Source organism: Halostella salina (assembly GCF_003675855.1).
In the GTDB taxonomy this organism is placed as follows: domain Archaea; phylum Halobacteriota; class Halobacteria; order Halobacteriales; family Natronoarchaeaceae; genus Halostella; species Halostella salina.
In genome coordinates this window covers 278969-294927 of sequence record NZ_RCIH01000004.1, presented here as the reverse complement: position 1 = coordinate 294927, position 15959 = coordinate 278969, and the positions used below count along the sequence as shown (strand labels likewise).

Annotated in this window: 15 protein-coding genes and 1 tRNA gene; 9 read left to right on the top strand and 7 right to left on the bottom strand. The window is 69.5% G+C overall.

The window, feature by feature from the left end; translation table 11 throughout:
- The first annotated feature begins 23 nt into the window (after positions 1–23).
- From D8896_RS10065 to D8896_RS10045, 5 genes are all read left to right on the top strand, one after another.
- On the top strand, positions 24–248 hold the full coding sequence (locus D8896_RS10065; protein WP_121821962.1) for a hypothetical protein: 225 nt from the start codon (positions 24–26) through the stop codon (positions 246–248).
- Between the two features lie 104 nt (positions 249–352).
- Complete coding sequence (locus D8896_RS10060) at positions 353–1315, top strand: DUF4129 domain-containing protein (protein ID WP_121821961.1); 963 nt, start codon at positions 353–355, stop codon at positions 1313–1315.
- Entirely contained in the window at positions 1312–1878 is a 567-nt protein-coding gene (locus D8896_RS10055) for a DUF7269 family protein (RefSeq protein ID WP_121821960.1), read from the top strand. Before D8896_RS10060 ends, D8896_RS10055 begins: the two co-directional genes overlap by 4 nt.
- Positions 1875–3248 (top strand): DUF58 domain-containing protein, encoded by a 1374-nt coding sequence (locus tag D8896_RS10050; RefSeq protein WP_240452011.1) that lies wholly within the window; start codon positions 1875–1877, stop codon positions 3246–3248. The genes D8896_RS10055 and D8896_RS10050 overlap by 4 nt, the downstream gene beginning before the upstream one ends.
- Positions 3245–3745, top strand: a complete 501-nt coding sequence (locus D8896_RS10045; RefSeq protein ID WP_121821959.1) for a DUF7519 family protein — start codon at positions 3245–3247, stop codon at positions 3743–3745. Before D8896_RS10050 ends, D8896_RS10045 begins: the two co-directional genes overlap by 4 nt.
- A gap of 24 nt (positions 3746–3769) precedes the next feature.
- On the opposite strand, the gene D8896_RS10040 is transcribed toward D8896_RS10045, so the two are convergent.
- Positions 3770–4720 carry an AAA family ATPase gene (locus D8896_RS10040; protein ID WP_121821958.1) on the bottom strand — a complete coding sequence of 317 codons (951 nt, stop codon included), beginning with the start codon at positions 4718–4720 and terminating at the stop codon, positions 3770–3772.
- Positions 4721–4829: 109 nt separating this feature from the next.
- Here D8896_RS10040 and D8896_RS10035 point away from each other — a divergent pair.
- A tRNA-Ser gene (locus D8896_RS10035) sits at positions 4830–4914 on the top strand.
- A 197-nt stretch (positions 4915–5111) separates the two neighbouring features.
- Here the strand turns inward: D8896_RS10035 and D8896_RS10030 are convergent.
- A complete protein-coding gene (locus D8896_RS10030; protein ID WP_121821957.1) occupies positions 5112–6284 on the bottom strand; it encodes a tubulin/FtsZ family protein in 1173 nt (390 codons plus the stop codon).
- 171 nt (positions 6285–6455) lie between these two features.
- On the opposite strand from D8896_RS10030, the gene D8896_RS10025 reads away from it, so the two are divergent.
- A complete protein-coding gene (locus D8896_RS10025; protein ID WP_121821956.1) occupies positions 6456–7298 on the top strand; it encodes a proline dehydrogenase family protein in 843 nt (280 codons plus the stop codon).
- Here the strand turns inward: D8896_RS10025 and D8896_RS10020 are convergent, their stop codons facing one another.
- The 3 genes from D8896_RS10020 to grpE all read right to left on the bottom strand — a co-directional run bounded on the left by D8896_RS10020 (position 7299) and on the right by grpE (position 11755).
- Complete coding sequence (locus tag D8896_RS10020; RefSeq protein ID WP_121821955.1) at positions 7299–8315, bottom strand: GNAT family N-acetyltransferase; 1017 nt, start codon at positions 8313–8315, stop codon at positions 7299–7301.
- 403 nt (positions 8316–8718) lie between these two features.
- Positions 8719–10638: a molecular chaperone DnaK gene (gene dnaK, locus D8896_RS10015; protein WP_121821954.1), complete on the bottom strand. Its 1920-nt coding sequence runs from the start codon at positions 10636–10638 to the stop codon at positions 8719–8721.
- A gap of 235 nt (positions 10639–10873) precedes the next feature.
- Entirely contained in the window at positions 10874–11755 is an 882-nt protein-coding gene (gene grpE, locus D8896_RS10010) for a nucleotide exchange factor GrpE (RefSeq protein WP_121821953.1), read from the bottom strand.
- Positions 11756–11900: 145 nt separating this feature from the next.
- Between grpE and D8896_RS10005 the strand changes: the two genes are divergently transcribed.
- Positions 11901–13298, top strand: coding sequence for a DEAD/DEAH box helicase (locus D8896_RS10005; protein ID WP_121821952.1), 1398 nt, complete (start codon positions 11901–11903; stop codon positions 13296–13298).
- A gap of 33 nt (positions 13299–13331) precedes the next feature.
- On the opposite strand, the gene D8896_RS10000 is transcribed toward D8896_RS10005, so the two are convergent.
- Entirely contained in the window at positions 13332–13808 is a 477-nt protein-coding gene (locus tag D8896_RS10000) for a hypothetical protein (protein ID WP_121821951.1), read from the bottom strand.
- An 83-nt stretch (positions 13809–13891) separates the two neighbouring features.
- Here D8896_RS10000 and D8896_RS09995 point away from each other — a divergent pair, with 83 nt between their 5' ends.
- On the top strand, positions 13892–15403 hold the full coding sequence (locus D8896_RS09995; RefSeq protein ID WP_121821950.1) for a DUF790 family protein: 1512 nt from the start codon (positions 13892–13894) through the stop codon (positions 15401–15403).
- A gap of 7 nt (positions 15404–15410) precedes the next feature.
- Here D8896_RS09995 and D8896_RS09990 read toward each other — a convergent pair whose 3' ends face one another.
- Entirely contained in the window at positions 15411–15914 is a 504-nt protein-coding gene (locus tag D8896_RS09990) for a DUF3592 domain-containing protein (RefSeq protein ID WP_121821949.1), read from the bottom strand.
- Positions 15915–15959 lie beyond the last annotated feature (45 nt).

The window sequence follows — 15959 nt, the reverse complement described above, 5'->3', positions numbered from 1 at the left end:
AGCGCGAGATATCCCGGCCGAGCATGGACGAAGCACTCGAAGTCGTCGAACTGGTCGTCGACTCGGGGCTTGAACAAGCGATCGCCTGGATCCTCCGGCTTCTCGGGGTGCTCGCAGTCCTGGCCGGCCTGGGGCTGTGGCTCCTGACGGACTCGGGACTGCTCGTCCTGCCAGCGGTGCTGCTGGTCGTCGGCGTCGTGTTGCTGGTCGCGCCGTCGATCCTGCTCGCGCTGACCGAACTGGCATAGCGTGCGTTCGGCCGTCGACCCGGCGACACCCACGCGGTACACTTCTTTCCTGACACGTCCCGCCGATACGGAAAGCATAAGTGAGCAATGATGCAAGACCGCCTGTGGATAGAGATGCCCTCCGCCCTGTCCTGATCGGCATCGTCTGCGTGCTCGCCATCACGCTGGCGGCGTCCACGCTCACCTCTCCCGTCGACACCGGCGGGGGAGGTGGCGGTATCAATCCGATGCCGACCGATAACCCCTCCCAGGGAGGCGGCCTCGGTGACGAAAGCCAGCAGCCCAACACCACTGGCGGGGTACCGATCCCTCCCTGTATTCAGCTCTTCTCGGGCCCGGGACCGTATCTGGCTTTGGCCGCGATCCTGGCCGCCATCGCCGTGTTCTTCTACACCCGATACGGCGGGCTGACCGCGTTCGGGATGACGTTCGCGGCCGGGCTTCCGCTACTGATACTCGTGCTCCTGCTCACGGCCGGCTGTGGGATCGATTTTCAGGGAGGGAACGCCACCCCGATGAACATCACGTCGGGGTCGGGGCCAGGTGAGGGGAACGGGTCGAGTGGGCCGCTGGGTAGCGGCGGCGGCAGCATGACCGACCCGACCTTGCCGACCGCCCTCGTCATGCTCGTGCTCGGCGTCGCGGCGGTCGCCGTCGTCGGCCTGTACCTGTACAGCGATACGGGGGACGACGAGGAGGATCCGGACGACGAGGCCGAGACGCCGGCCGAGCAGCGGCAGGCGATCGGCCGGGCCGCCGGCCGGGCGGCCGACCGGATCGAGGACGACGTCGACGTGGAAAACGAGGTGTACCGCGCCTGGCGCGAGATGACCGAGCATCTGGACGTCGACCGGCCCGAGTCGAGCACGCCGTCGGAGTTCGCCGACGCGGCCGTCGACGCCGGGATGTCAGAGGGCGAGGTCGGCGAACTGACGCGGCTGTTCGAGGAGGTCCGGTACGGCGGCGCGACACCGACCGAGGACCGCGAGCGACGGGCCGTCGCCGCGCTCAGGCGGATCGAGGACGAGTACGCGGACGCTGACGACGCCGACGGAGGTGCGCCATGAGCCGCCTCCGCCAGATCGTGGGGGCGGTCGGGATACTCGCGGCCGTCGCCGGCTTCCTCGCGATGTTCGTCCCGGCGGTCGCGGCGGGGATCGACGCGACCCAGAGCCTGGTGACAGTCATCGGGATCCTGGCGCTGTTGCAGGGGTACCGCGTCGTGAGGGCCCGCCGGCGAACGTCGGTTCGGGAGTTCGAGACGCCGGACCCGGAGACACAACAGCCACTGCCGACGCCGGGCGACGACTTCGACGAGGCGATAACCGCCCGGCGGGGCAAACACTGGGCCGCCCGGAGACACCGGGTCGCGACCCGGCTGGAGGAGGCGGCCATCGACGCGATCACCTACGCCGAGGACTGTTCGGAGGCGGCCGCACACGATGCGCTCGAAGCGGGAACGTGGACCGACGACCCGGTCGCCGCCGCGCTGTTCTCCGACGGGGACCCGGAGAGTGCAACGGTGTGGTCGAAGATCAGGGATACGCTCTCCATGGAACCGGCGTTCGACAGACGCGCCCGGCGGGCCGCACACGCGATCGCCGACCTCCAGGGGGTGGACGCGGAATGACGGCAGCCGCGAGCCGTGCCGCCGACGGGGACGCGACCGTGGCGAGCGACGACGAGTCGGAGAGCGAGACGACAGCGGGGACGGAGACCAGGTCCGTCGAGACCGACACCATGCCGACACGTCGCTGGCGTGGCGTCAGCGCAATCGCCTTCGTTGCCGGCGGTTTCGGGATCGTCCTCTCACGCCCGTCGCTGTTGCTCGCCGCCGTCGTCGGCGTCGCTTACGCAGCCTACGCCAGGGCCGGCAGCGCGCCGGCGGTGTCGCTCGACGTGACGCGACGGATCGCCGACCGCGACCCGGACCCCGGCGACGAGGTGACCGTCTCGGTGACCGTCACGAACGCCGGGTCGTCGACGCTCCCAAGCCTCCGGATCGTGGACGGCGTTCCGGGGACGCTCGGGGTCGTCGACGGCGTGCCCCGGCTGGGGACGGCCCTGCGCCCCGGGGAGTCGGCGTCGTTCGAGTACACCGTCCTCGCGAGCCGCGGCACCCACGAGTTCGACCACCTCCTGGCCATCGCGCGGGGAATGAGCGGGGCGGTCGAGCGACGGAGCCGGATCCCGACCGACGACGTGGTCTCGTGTCAGCCGTCGTTCGACCCGGTGTCGGACGTCGCGCTCCGCGCGCTGACGACGCGCCACGCCGGCCGGGTCGAAACCGACGAGGGCGGCGAGGGGATCGAGTTCCACTCCACCCGGGAGTACCGGAAAGGCGACTCGCTCTCGCGGATCGACTGGAACCGCCACGCCCGCACCGGCGAGATGGCGACGCTCCGGTTCCGCAAGGAGCGGTCGGCGACGGTCGTCCTCCTGCTCGACGTGCGTGAGGAGGCGTACGTCCGCCCGGACGACGACAGCCCCCACGCTGTGGACCGTGGGATGACGGCCGCGACATCCGTGTTCCCGGCGCTGCTCGACGAGGGGAACCGCGTCGGCGTCGCCGCCTTCGGCCCGACGGAGGTGTGGCTCCCGCCGGGGCTGGGCACCGACCACCGTGCGAGGGCACAGGACCTGTTCACCTCGAACGACGCGCTCTCGCCCGAGGTGCCCGACGAGCCGTTCTACTTCTCGGTCCGGTTGCGACGGCTCCGCAAGCGCTTCCCCGACGACGCGCAGGTGATCCTGTTCTCGCCGCTCGCCGACGACCAGGTGGTCCGGCTGGCTCGCCTGCTCGACGCCCACGGCCACCTCGTCACGGTCCTCAGCCCCGACCCGTCGTCGACGGAGACGGCGGGCAACCGGCTGTTTGGAGCCGAGCGCGCCGCCCGGATCACCGGCCTCCGGGAGGCCGGCATCAGAGTGGCCGAACTGCCCGCTGATATGAGCACCGAGGCGGCGCTCGCCCGCGCCGGGAAACGGTGGTCACAATGACGGCGGAGATAGACCGGCGTCCGCCGGTTCACAGCGGGGTCGCGGCGGTCGTCGTCGCGAGCCTCTGTACGGCGGTTGTCGGGCTGTTCTCGCTGTACGCCACCCCCTTCGCCGCGCTCGCGATCGTCACCGCGACCGTGACGACGTTCGCCGGGTGGCGGCGGGCGGCGGCGCTGACCGGCGTCCTCCTGTTTCTCGCCGCGATGGTCGCCGGGTTCCTGAGCGCCCCGGACGCGGTCGTCGTGGTCATCGCCGGCGGGGCGGTCGTCGCCTGGGACCTGCTGGACAACGCCATCGGTCTCGGCGAGCAGGTCGGTCGGGAAGCGGACACGAGCCGGGCGGAACTGGCCCACGCCGCCGGTAGCGTCGGCGTCGGCGTGGTCGTCACGGTCGTGAGCTACGGGCTCTACCGGGTGTCCGGCGGCGGTCAGCCGCTGTCGGCGCTGGTCCTGCTCCTGCTCGGTGTCGTCGCGCTGACCTCGCTGCTGCGCACCTGAGACGGGTGCGACTGCCGTCCGGTGTTACTCCAGCGTCGGCACCGGCACCTCGTCGAGGACGCTCTCGACGACCGCTCGCTTCGACACGTCGTTGACCGTCGCGTCCGGCGTCAGCACGAGGCGGTGGGCCAGCACCGGCTCGGCGACGCGCTTGATGTCGTCGGGCGTGACGTACTCTCGGCCGGCCAGCACGGCCTCGGCGCGGGCCGTCTCGAACAGCCGCTGGGTCCCGCGCGGCGAGACGCCGACCTCGACGCGGCGGTCCTCGCGGGTCGCGCGGGCGACCTTGGCGACGTACTCCAGCAGTTCGTCCTCGACGCGCACGGACTCGGGCACCGACCGAAGCTGTTTGACCGCCTCGTCGGTCAGCACGCGCTCGGCCGACGGGCTCTGCGTGTCCCGGGCGCGCCGCCGCTGGAGCAGTTCGACTTCGCCGTCGAGGTCGGGGTAGCCGAGGCTGGTCTTGACCATGAAGCGGTCGACCTGCGCCTCGGGGAGCGGGAACGTCCCCTCCTGCTCGACGGGGTTCTGCGTGGCGATGACGAAGAAGGGGTCGGGGAGGTCGTGGGTGTCGCCGTCGACGGTGACCTGTCCCTCCTCCATCGCCTCCAGCAGCGCCGCCTGCGTTTTCGGCGGCGCGCGGTTGATCTCGTCGGCCAGCACGATGTTGGCGAAGATCGGACCCTCGTTGAACGAGAACTCGCCGGTGTCCTCGTTGAACACGTGCGTGCCGGTCACGTCGGCCGGCAGGAGGTCCGGCGTGAACTGCACGCGGCTAAACGAGAGGCCGAAGGCCGTCGCGAACGACCGCGCGGTGAGGGTCTTGCCGGTGCCGGGGACGTCTTCGAGGAGGACGTGGCCGCGGGCCATGACGCCCAGCAGTACCGTTTCGAGGAACTCGCGGTCGGCGATGACGGCGTTGCCGACCGTGTCGAGGATCGCCTGTGCTTCCTCGTTCGCATCGGGGACTTCCATGGTTGCCGTCCGGACGGGGTCCGTTTATTTGTAATGATCGACGGACCGCGGCGGCCGGCGCGCCGGAACCGAAATCCATAAAGTCGCAAGCGATGAACGGATGAGTAGAGCCGAGGTAGCCTAGCCTGGCCAAGGCGGTTGCTTCGAGAGCAACTGTCCGTAAGGACTCAGGAGTTCAAATCTCCTCCTCGGCGCTTTTCGGCGAACAACGGCGAGGAGCGGAGCGACTCGCCCGTTCGCCGAAACGACAGCTGGAGATTCGAAGTAGAGGACGGCGTCGCCGACCGCGTGGTTCAAATCTCCTCCTCGGCGCTTTTCGGCGAACGACGACGGGGAGCGGAGCGACTCGCCAGTGCTCGGTTGGGCCGTGCCGGGGCGTCGCCGGCACACGTCAGAACAGGGGGTCGAGGTCCTCGCCCTGCTCGCCGATCAGCTGTTCCTCCGCTTTCTCCTCGCCCGTGCGCTGCCCCTCGATGTTGTCCTGGGTCTCGTTGGCGATGATCTGGAGCTTCTTGATCCGCGGGACCTCGGTGACCCCCGAGAGCAGGACCGCCGCGGCGACCGAGTCCGAACCGGTCGGGTAGTCGCCGCCGCGGACCTCCATCGAGCCGGTCTCCTCCTCCAGCCAGCGGCGGCCCTCCTCGATCCCCTTGCGGCTGAGCTGGGCGGGCGGGCCGGCGACGACCGTCAGCGATCGCTCGGCGCTCTCGACGTCGCAGGGCAGGGTCAGCCGGCCGAGCGTCGCCTTGCGGACGAGGCTCGTGATCCGGTTCGTCGCTTCGCTCGGGTCCGGTTCGGACGACGAGCCGCCGGTGAAGCGCGACAGCAGGCCGCCCTCCTCCTGGGGAGCGAGTTCCTCGGAGGCGTAGCCGACGGCGGAGACGCCGCTTGCCTCCAGGGTGTTGACGATCTCGCTGGCGTCGACGACGCTCTCGGCGACGGTCTCGTCGCCGGCCGTCTCGCCGGCCGAGAACAGCACGCCGAAGCGGCGGGCGATCTCCTCGTTGATCGCGTCGTAGCCGGCGGTCAGCGTCTCGCCGGACTGCCGCCAGGCGTCGTTGTCGAACACGAGGAGGTTGTCGACCTCGCGGACGAACGTCTGAAACGACCGGGCGGCGTTCAGCGTGTAGATGCCGCCCTCGTCGGTCGCCGGGAGGACGCCCAGCCCGTAGACGGGCGTCGAGTACACGCGCTGGAGTTCCTTGGCGATGACCGGTCCCGCGCCGCTCCCGGTGCCGCCGCCGAGCGCGGCGACGACGAGGAACGCGTCGATGTGGCTGACCGGGACGCCGTCGGTCGCCGCGACGACCTCGGTCGACTCCTCGGCGGCGATCTCCGCGCCGAGTTCGTTGTCCGCGCCGACGCCGTGGCCGCCGACACGGGACTGGCCGATGAGGACGCGGTTGTCCTCCGGGACGTACTGGAGTCCCTGCAGGTCCGACCGGGCCGTGTTGATCGCCGTCGCGGCCGTGATGAAGTCGGCGTCGGCCCGCTGCTCGTAGGCCAGGAACTCGTCGACGATCTTTCCCCCCGCCTGCCCGACTGCGATGAGTGCTAACTGCATGTGATCCCTCGTCGGAGGTGCCAACATCGACGCGTATGATAGTACGTCACAAGAAGCGACCAGTCGGTTGCAGGGTAGTTACCAGTCGACGGGGACCGGCCGCTGACGACCGCCCACCGGTCGCGCACGCCACCCCCACAGCGTTTAGTGACAGACGTTGCAGGACACGCCGTGATTCCGCCGATAGCGAACCAGTTCGTCGCCGGAGAAACGCCGGAGGGAGCCGTTTCGCGCGCGAGACAGATCGCCGGACGCGGCCTCAACCCGATGGTCAACCGCCTGGGCTCCCACGAGGACGAGTGGGCCGCGGTCGAGACCAGCGCCGGGGAGTACCGCAGGCTGGTCGACCTGTTCGGCGAGGCGTCGTTCGACGCTGCCGTCACGATCAAGCCGACTCAGGTCGGTCTCGAATTCGGCGAAGACGCCTTCCGGGAGACGGTCGACCGGATCGTCGACCGCGCCAGCGACCGGGGCGTGTTCGTCTGGTTCGACATGGAGGAACACGGGGCCGTGGACGCGACGCTCGACGCCTACGAGACCCTCGCCAGGAAGCACGGCGGCGGGGTCGGCGTCTGTCTGCAGGCGGACCTGAAACGCACCCGCCGCGACGCCGAACGCCTCGCCGACGTGCCCGGGAAGATACGGTACGTCAAGGGCGGTGCCTACGACCGCCCCGACGGCGTCGCGTTCGAGCGGGGCGCACGGATCGACCGTGCGTACCGCGACCTGCTGGCCGACGCGTTCGATCGGGGCGACGACGGGATCGCGGTGACGACCCACGACCCACGGATGATCGAGTACGCGCGGACGCTCTCGGACCGTCACGGGGCCGACTACGAGGTGCAGATGTTGATGGGCGTCCGGGAGAACGCTCAACGCGCCCTCGCCGATGAGGTGCCGGTGTGGCAGTACGTCCCGTACGGCCCGCGCTGGAAGCGGTGGGTCATGAACAGGACGAAAAACGACGTGCGCTTTGCCGCCCGGGCCGTCGCCGGCGCGGTCGCCGGCCGGTAGCTACGTCGAGTACATGTCGTACGCGCTCCGGGCGGCGTTGAGCGCCGACAGCGCCGGGGCGGGATGGCCGCGCTCCCAGGTGACGACCGGTTTCGCGTCCGCCCCGAAACCCTGCTTGAAGCAGAACACCCCGTTGCGGAAGTCCGGGAGCGCGCCCCGGAGTTCGTACGTCGCGTACCCCTCGTCGATCCCCCACCTGATCGCGTGCTCGTGGAGGAGTTCGGCGGCGTGGTACTCGAACTGCGCCTCCGTGACCGCGGTGAACAGATGCTGGACCGTCGACTGCTCGTCGTCCAGCAGGTGGAGGTACTGCCCGCGTTCCGTGCCGTCGACCCGGAGCGTGAACAGCTTCAGCCGGTCGGCAAAGGGCCGGAGTTCGAGCAGGAATGACCGCGGCAGGGTTGGCTGGTCGACCCGCTCCATCACCGTCGCGTAGTCCTCGTAGAACGACGACAGCGCCGCCGCGGTGATGGCTTCGTCGACGACCTCGACGTCCTGTTCGTTGCCCCGTCGGATCCCCCGTCGTCGCTCGCCGTCCATGTCGTCGAACAGCGCGTCCCACCCCCGTGTGAGGTCGAGCGTGAACCGACAGGAGAGGATGGTCTCGTCGTAGCCGTGTGCCCTGAGCAACTGCCGGTAGCGGACGTAGTTCTCGTCGTACGTCCTGATCGCGCTGAACAGTGTCCGGCCCGCACAGATATCCCTCACGGCGTCGAGCAACAGGTCCAGAGACTCCGCCTCGTCGGTTATGGCGACCGGTCCGCCGTACCCCGGTTTGATCGACGTCAACTGTTCGACGGGACCGAAGTCGGTGGCGAAGTTCGGGAGGACGGCCACGGGATTCCCCTTCTTTCGGACGACGAGATGCTGCGGGTCGTACGTCGTGCCGGCTTCGACGGCACGAAGCCACCCGTAGCGGTGGTACGCACAGCCGAGGTCGGACTGCTCGACGAGGTTGTTCCACTGGTTCCGGTTCGCCGCTTCGATACTGCCGATGGCGTTTACTTCAAGCGACATTTAGAGCGGCCGAACGAGCTACCACGTACGGTCCGTTAAACGGCGGGGTGGACCGCGGTGTGACGGGTGAGTCACCCGGAAAATCACGACCCCGTTCGCGGCACGGTCGGCACCGACAGGGACGGCGGGCGCACTGGCGGACTCGTTCTCGCCGGCCTCGAAAAATCGCTGCGCTCGTCTATCGAGCCGACGAAGACGACTCGCTTACGCGTCGTCGTCCAGTTCGAAAACGCTCACTTCGCTCGCTTTTCCAGACACGGAAGCGTCGAGACGCTTCCTACCTTCGGTCGTTCGCTACGCTCACTCCCGAAGACGCCGGGAGAACTTCGCTCTCCCGAGCGGACGAGGACTGTAAGGACGAGTCCACGTCCACGTCACCAGAACGTGCAGCGTTCTGGTTGGCTCAGGAGGACGACTCCTCGTCGTCCTCCTGAACGTCCTCGAAGTCGGCGTCGACGAACTCCTCGTCGCCGCCAGCGCCGCCCGCGGCACCGCCGGCCGGGCCGCCGCCCATGCCACCAGCGCCGCCTGCCGCGCCGCCAGCGCCGCCAGCGGCACCGCCTGCGCCGGCCTGGGCCTGCTGCTGGTACATCTGCTTGCCGATCTCCTGCAGTTCGGAGCTGAGGCTCTCGGTCGCGTCCTCGATCTCCTCCTTGCTCGCGTCGTCGTCGTCGAGGACCGCCTCGACGTTCTCGATCTCGGACTCGATGGTCTCGCGGAGGTCGTCGTCCACGTCCTCCTCGTTCTCGTCGAGGAGCTTCTCGGCGCGCTGGACCGCCGCCTCGGCCTCGTTGCGGGCCTCGATGCGCTTGCGGCGGCGCTGGTCCTCCTCGGCGTGCTCCTCGGCCTCGGCCTGCATCTGGTCGATCTCGGCGTCGGAGAGGCCGGCACCGCCCTCGATGGTGATCTCCTCGCTCTCGCCGGAGCCCTTGTCCTCGGCGGAGACGTTGACGATGCCGTTCTCGTCGATGGAGAACGTCACCTCGATCTGGGGCGTTCCGGCGGGGGCCGGCGGGATGCCGGTGAGGTGGAACTCGCCGAGCAGTTCGTTCTCCTCGGCGATCTCGCGCTCGCCCTGGAACACGCGGACCTGCACGGAGGTCTGGTTGTCGGCGGCCGTCGTGAAGATCTTCGACTCCTCGGTCGGGATGGTGGTGTTCTTCTCGATGAGGCGCTCGAAGATGCCGCCCTTGACCTCGATACCGAGCGACAGGGGCGTCACGTCGAGCAGGACGATGTCGTCCACGTCGCCGGAGAGCACGCCGCCCTGGATCGCCGCGCCGAGCGCGACGGCCTCGTCGGGGTTGACGTTCTTCTTCGGCTCCTGGCCGGCCAGCTCCTCGACCTGCTCCTCGACCTGCGGCATCCGGGTCGAGCCGCCGACGAGCAGCACCTCGTCGATGTCGTCCTTCTCGTAGCCGGCGTCCTCGAGGGCCTGCTCGGTCGGGCCGACGGTGCGCTCGATGAGGTCGGCGGTGAGCGACTCGAACTTCGCGCGGGTGAGGCTCTGCTCCAGGTGGATCGGGCCGTCGTCGGTCGCCGTGATGAACGGCAGGTTGATCTCCGTCTCCTTCCGGCTGGAGAGTTCGATCTTCGCCTCCTCGGCGGCGTCCTTCAGGCGCTGGAGCGCCTGCCGGTCCTCGCGGAGGTCGATGCCGTGCTCGTCCTGGAACTCGTCGGCGAGCCAGTCGATAATGGCCTGGTCCCAGTCGTCGCCGCCGAGATCGTTGTCGCCGTTGGTGGCGACGACCTCGTAGACGCCGCCGCCCAGATCGAGGATGGAAACGTCGAACGTCCCGCCGCCGAGGTCGTACACGAGCACCGTCTGGTCGGACTCGTCGTCGAGGCCGTACGCCATCGAGGCGGCCGTCGGCTCGTTGACGATGCGGTCGACCTCGAAGCCGGCGATCTCGCCGGCGTCCTTGGTCGCCTGGCGCTGGCGGTCGTTGAAGTACGCCGGCACCGTGATGACGGCCTTCTCGACCTCGTCGCCGAGATACTCCTCGGCGTCGTGTTTGATCTTCTGGAGGATCATCGCCGAGATCTGCTCGGGCGTGTACTCCTCGTCGTCGATCTCGACGGTGTAGTCCTCGTCGCCCATGTGGCGCTTGATCGACTGGAACGTCCGCTCGGGGTTCTGGACGGCCTGGTTCTTCGCGGGTTTGCCGACCAGGCGCTCCCCGTCGTCCGAGAAGGAGACGACTGAGGGGGTCGTTCGCTCGCCCTCGCTGTTGACGATGATCTCCGGGTCACCGCCCTCCATCACTGCGAACGCGCTGTTAGTCGTCCCCAGGTCTATTCCGAGAATCTTGTTACTCGCCATCTTGAGCGTTGTTTGCCGGTTCGGCGGTATAACTCTTGCTACACGGAGTGAACGGCCCGAATAAAACTACGCGACCGGCGCTGGATGAAAGGAAACCTCGGGGCGACAGCGGCGGCGGATTTATAAGCTCCGTGTCGACGGGCCGGTCCGTCGCCGGCAGTCATCGATCCGGTTCGGGTGGCCGCCGAGAACCTGTTGCGATGGTGCCCGTCAGGCGTCGGTCGCGGGGTCGCCGTCAGTCGTCAGTCGCGGCGTCGTCAGCGTCGTCCTCGTCGGCCGCGTCGTCGACCTCGCCGTCGAGTTCGATCGCCTCGTCGTCGCCGTCCGCATCGGCCTCGTCCCCGTCGCTCTCGGCGTCGTCCTCGGCTTCGTCCCCATCGGATTCGGCGTCGCCGGTGCCGTCGCTGACCGTCACCTGTGCCGTCCGGAGCACCTTGCCGCTCATCTCGTAGCCGGGCGTGTACACCTCGGCGATCGTGTCGGCGGGCTGGTCGCTCTCGACGCGCATCATCACCTCGTGGCGCTGTGGGTCGACCGCCGTCCCGGGATCGGGGTCGACCTCCGCGACGTCCTCCCCGTCCAGAACACGGTCGAACTCCGACAGCGTCATCTCGACGCCCTCGCGGATGCTCTCGACGTTGTCGTGGTCCTCCTCGACGGCCCGCTTCAGGTTGTCCCGGACGTCGAGCAGGCGCTCGACGAGGTCCTCCGTCGCCCGGTCGCGGATCTGGTCCTGACGCTTCTTGGCGCGCTTCTTGTAGTTCTGGAAGTCGGCCTGCTTGCGCTTCAGGCGGTCCTCGAGGTCCTCGACGTCCTCGTCGCGGTCGTCGAGTTCGGCCTCCAGTTCCTCGACCCGGTCCTCGTACTCGTCGCGCTCGGCCTCCAGCTCCTCGACCCGGCGGTCGAGTTCGACGGCCTTCTCCAGCAGCCGGCGCACGTCCGCGCCCAGCTCCTCGTCGTGCTCCGACACGGCCTCCGGGAGCTGTTCGCTGATCGTCCGTCGCTCCTCGTCCGACGCCGACACGTCGGCCGTGGCCTCCGTCTCGGGGTCGCCGTCGGCCTCGGCGGCGGCGTCTTCCTCCGGGGCCACTGCGTCCGTGCCCTCGTCCTCGCTCATAGGAGAGGGAAGCCGGCCGGCGGGTTTAGTTTTTTTCAACCGTCCGTACCGCCTCGCGTCGTCGCACCGACGGAGTTGCCCCCGTCGGGGAGAGCCGACCGTCCGAAGGGGGAGCGATAAATGCCCGGCCCACCAACCACGGCGCGTGACCGGTCTCACGCTCCGCTTCGAGGACGGGACCGTCCGCGTCGACGGCGAGGGCGACTGCCCGTCGTTCGTCGAGCGCGACCCCCGGTCGGGGACCCGCCGGGCCTCGGCGCACCGCTACGCCGACCTGCGGGACTGGCTCGACGAGCGCGGCGTCGCCTACGACGACCGCGTCCTCGACGGCGAGTCGCTGTCCGGACTCGACTCCACGTACGAACTCCGCGAGTACCAGGCCGACGCGCTCGACGCGTGGCGCGACGGCGGGAGCGCCGGCGAGGGAGCGACCGGGACGGCCCGCACCGGTCCGCACAGTGGCGTCCTCGAACTGCCGACCGGCAGCGGGAAAACCGTGATCGCCATCGCGGCCATGGAGGATCTGGCGACGTCGACGCTCGTCGTCGTCCCGACGATCGACCTGCTCCAGCAGTGGCGGGCCGAACTGGAACGGGAGTTCGACCGACCCGTCGGCCAGCTGGGCGGCGGCGAGCAGCGGGTCGAGGCGCTGACCGTCTCGACGTACGACTCGGCGTACCTCCGGAGCGACGACCTGGGCGACCGGTTCGGGCTCGTCGTCTTCGACGAGGTCCACCACCTCGGCGGCGAGGGGTACCGCGAGATCGCCCGCCTGCTCGCCGCGCCGGCCCGGCTGGGGCTGACCGCGACGTTCGAGCGCCCGGACGACGCCCACGAGGTGGTCGAGGACCTCGTCGGCCCGGTCGTCTACCGGATCTCGGCCGACGAGCTGGCGGGCGAGCATCTCGCGCCGTACGACGTGAAACGGATCACGGTCGACCTGACCGACGACGAGCGCGAGGCCTACGAGCGCAACCAGGAGACGTTCACCGACTACCTCGCGCGGTCGAACGTCGAACTGCGGAGCGGGAGCGACTACCAGGAACTGGTCAAGCGCTCGGGCAACGACCCCGAGGCCCGCGAGGCGCTGCTGGCGAAGCAGCGCGCCCGGGAGATCATGATGGGCAGCGAGAACAAGGTCGCCCGCCTCGCCGACATCCTCGACGACCACCGCGACGACCGCGTCATCGTGTTCACCGCCCACAACGACCTGGCGTACCGCATCTCCGAGCGGTTCCTGATTCCCGCGGTCACCCACCGGACGAGCGCCGCCGAGCGCCGCGAGGTCATCGAGGGGTTCCGCGAGGGCACGTACTCGCGGATCGTCACCTCGAACGTGTTAGACGAGGGCGTCGACGTGCCGGACGCCAACGTCGCCGTCGTCCTCTCGGGCAGCGGGAGCGAGCGCGAGTTCACCCAGCGGCTCGGCCGGGTCCTCCGGCCGAAAGAGGACGACGGCTCCGGACTCGGGGAGCGGGCGCTGCTGTACGAGGTGGTGAGCGCAGATACCGCCGAAACGCGAGTCGCGTCTCGCCGCCGGTGAGCCGTCCGGCGGCCGGCAAACACCGTCGGGAGACTACGCCTCGTCCCCACCGTCGACCGGCTCCCAGCGCGGGCTGATGCTCCGGCTGTCCGCCTCCGAGTACTCCGTCCGGGTGAGGTCGAACACCAGGTCGTATGTCACCTGCTCGGCGGGGTCGAGGCGGACGGTTCGGCGTTCGGCGTAGATGGTGCCGTCGACGGTGATCTCGTACACCAGCACCGCCGACTGGGGCTCGTTCGTGACGTTCTCGACGGTCGTCGTGACCGTCATGTACCCGTCCTCGGTCTCGCCGTACTCCGTCCCGCGGAAGGCAAACCCCTTCCCGGGGTTGGGCGTCGTGGTGAGGCCGATGTCGCCGAGGTCGAGGTCCCTGGAGGTCGTCACCGTGGGGTAGTCGCCGGACTCGGGCGGTCCCTGCCGACGGTCCCACCCCTCCTCGTTGCGCCCGCAGCCGGCGAGACCGGCGAGACCGAGCGCGGCGAGCGTCCGGAGGAGCGTCCGCCGTTGCATATCCGGCAGGTCGGGGCAGGGGGACGTATGTCTTGTGACATCCCCCGACCGCTTTTGTCGCTGGAACGGCGACTCCCGGGGAGATGCTGACGAAGGACCTCCTGCGCGTCTCGCGGGCCGGCGGCGGCTACCACCCGCAGTTCGCCGGGCGCGAACACCGGCCGCTGGCGGCGAAGGCCCTCGGGACGTTCCAGGGCCACGTCGGCGAGGAACGCGGCGACCTGGACGACGCGCTGGAGGCGCTGGAGCGCGAGGGCGACGACTTCAAGCTCGTTCGCGGGTTCGCGCACCTGCTGGAACGGGAGGCCCGGTTCGAGACCCGCGCCGGCGTCGACCCGGAGCGGGCGCGGAAGGAGGCGTTCGCCGCGGGCGAGGCGGTCGGCGTCGTGACCAACGCCGAGCGCGAGACGGCGCTCTCGCGGGCGGCCGACGCGCTCGGGACCGACCCCGGCACCGTCGAGACGGCGCTGTACGCCGACCGGGAGGACCGGCAGGTGCTCGCCGCCTTCGACGCGCGCTGGTCGCCCGACGAGCTGGTCGCGCAGTACAACCTCTCGCTGGCCCAGACCGCGCTGTTCGACGCGACGGAGATCCGCGCGCGCTCGTCGGACCCGAAGGCGCTCGTCTCGGCGGTCAAGCGCCTCCGGCTGATGTACGAGATCCTGCGGCTCGACGGCGGCGAGCGCGAGGTGGTCGTGACGGGACCGACGCGGCTGTTCCGCGCGACGCGGCGCTACGGGACGCGGTTCGCCCGGCTCCTGCGGACGCTGGCGAAAGCGTCGGAGTGGCGGCTCACGGCGACCATCGACGACCGCGGTACGGAGCGCGAACTGCGCCTCTCCGACGACGACCCCGTCAGGGTGCCCGACGCCGAACCGGTCGCGGAGGTGAGCTACGACAGCGGCGTCGAGGCCGACTTCGCGGCACGGTTCGAGTCGCTCGGCCTGGACTGGAATCTGGTCCGCGAACCCGAACCGCTCGCCGCCGGGTCGCGGGTGATGATCCCCGACTTCGCGTTCGAGTACGAGCACGCGGACTTCCGCGTCTTCTTCGAGATCATGGGGTTCTGGACACCGGAGTACGTCGAGAAGAAGCTCTCGCAACTCGACGCCGTCGAGGACGTGGAGCTGCTCGTCGCCGTCGACGAGAGCCTCGGCGTCGGCGAGGAGATCGTCGCCCGCGACCACCGCGCCATCCCCTACTCCGGGAGCGTCCGGATCAAGGACGTGCGCGACGCGCTCCGGCGCTACGAGGACGACCTGGTCGCCGAAAGCGCCGCCGCGCTCCCCGGCGAACTCGCGCCCGAGGACGACGCCGTGACGCTGGCCAAACTCGCTGAGCGTCATGGAGTCAGCGAGGCCGCCGTCGAGGCGAAGGCGTTCCCGGAGCACGAACTGGTCGGCCGGACGCTGGTGCGGCCCGACGTACTGGACGCGCTTGCCGACGAGATCGAGGCGGAGATGTCGCTCTCCGAGGCCGAGGCCGTGCTCGATGGGTACGGGATCGACGACGCGAGCGCGACGCTATCGCGACTGGGCTACCGCGTCGAGTGGGAGGGACTGGGCGGCGGGACTGTCCGCGAACGGGAGGGGTAGCCCGTCGCTACGACCGGTAGCCACGCAGCACCGAGTAGCCGCCGAGCAGCAGCATCACGCCACCGATGCCCATCGCCGTGAACGGCCCGTCGGACTGCTGTTTCCGGAGGAAGCCGTCGCCGGGCGACGACGGGACCGTGTACGCCGTGACCGTGCTGTCGACCTCGTACTCGTCGACGACATCGCGCGCGGCGGATTCGGTGTCGTACGACTGCCGTACCGACGCCGGGTACACGTCGGTCGACGTGTACCGTTCGCCGTCGTACGTGTACTCGAACCGGACGGTGGGGTAGTAGTCGACGTCCGTGCTCGACCCGGAGCTGTCGGAGTCGACGCCCGTCTCCAGGATCGTCGCGTTCACCGGCTCCGCGTCCGCGACCGCCTGTTGCTGCTGGTAGTAGTCGAAGCCGCCGTACCCGATGACCGCGACGCTGACCAGCATGACCAGTAGCCCGCCGCGAACGGGGTCGATCTCCCGGTTCCCGACGGTGATGCTCGTATCCGGGGACATGTGCGATAGTTGTCGGAAACGCCGGATATGCGTGTCGAAACCCGT

What these genes read in the sequence shown, in the direction of transcription:
- D8896_RS10065 (WP_121821962.1), top strand. Translation starts at nt 24, where the DNA reads ATGGACGAAGCACTCGAAGTCGTCGAACTGGTCGTCGACTCGGGGCTT.
- D8896_RS10055 (WP_121821960.1), top strand. Translation starts at nt 1,312, where the DNA reads ATGAGCCGCCTCCGCCAGATCGTGGGGGCGGTCGGGATACTCGCGGCC.
- D8896_RS10050 (WP_240452011.1), top strand. Translation starts at nt 1,875, where the DNA reads ATGACGGCAGCCGCGAGCCGTGCCGCCGACGGGGACGCGACCGTGGCG.
- D8896_RS10045 (WP_121821959.1), top strand. Translation starts at nt 3,245, where the DNA reads ATGACGGCGGAGATAGACCGGCGTCCGCCGGTTCACAGCGGGGTCGCG.
- D8896_RS10040 (WP_121821958.1), bottom strand. Translation starts at nt 4,720, where the DNA reads ATGGAAGTCCCCGATGCGAACGAGGAAGCACAGGCGATCCTCGACACG.
- D8896_RS10030 (WP_121821957.1), bottom strand. Translation starts at nt 6,284, where the DNA reads ATGCAGTTAGCACTCATCGCAGTCGGGCAGGCGGGGGGAAAGATCGTC.
- D8896_RS10020 (WP_121821955.1), bottom strand. Translation starts at nt 8,315, where the DNA reads ATGTCGCTTGAAGTAAACGCCATCGGCAGTATCGAAGCGGCGAACCGG.
- dnaK (WP_121821954.1), bottom strand. Translation starts at nt 10,638, where the DNA reads ATGGCGAGTAACAAGATTCTCGGAATAGACCTGGGGACGACTAACAGC.
- grpE (WP_121821953.1), bottom strand. Translation starts at nt 11,755, where the DNA reads ATGAGCGAGGACGAGGGCACGGACGCAGTGGCCCCGGAGGAAGACGCC.
- D8896_RS10000 (WP_121821951.1), bottom strand. Translation starts at nt 13,808, where the DNA reads ATGCAACGGCGGACGCTCCTCCGGACGCTCGCCGCGCTCGGTCTCGCC.
- D8896_RS09995 (WP_121821950.1), top strand. Translation starts at nt 13,892, where the DNA reads ATGCTGACGAAGGACCTCCTGCGCGTCTCGCGGGCCGGCGGCGGCTAC.
- D8896_RS09990 (WP_121821949.1), bottom strand. Translation starts at nt 15,914, where the DNA reads ATGTCCCCGGATACGAGCATCACCGTCGGGAACCGGGAGATCGACCCC.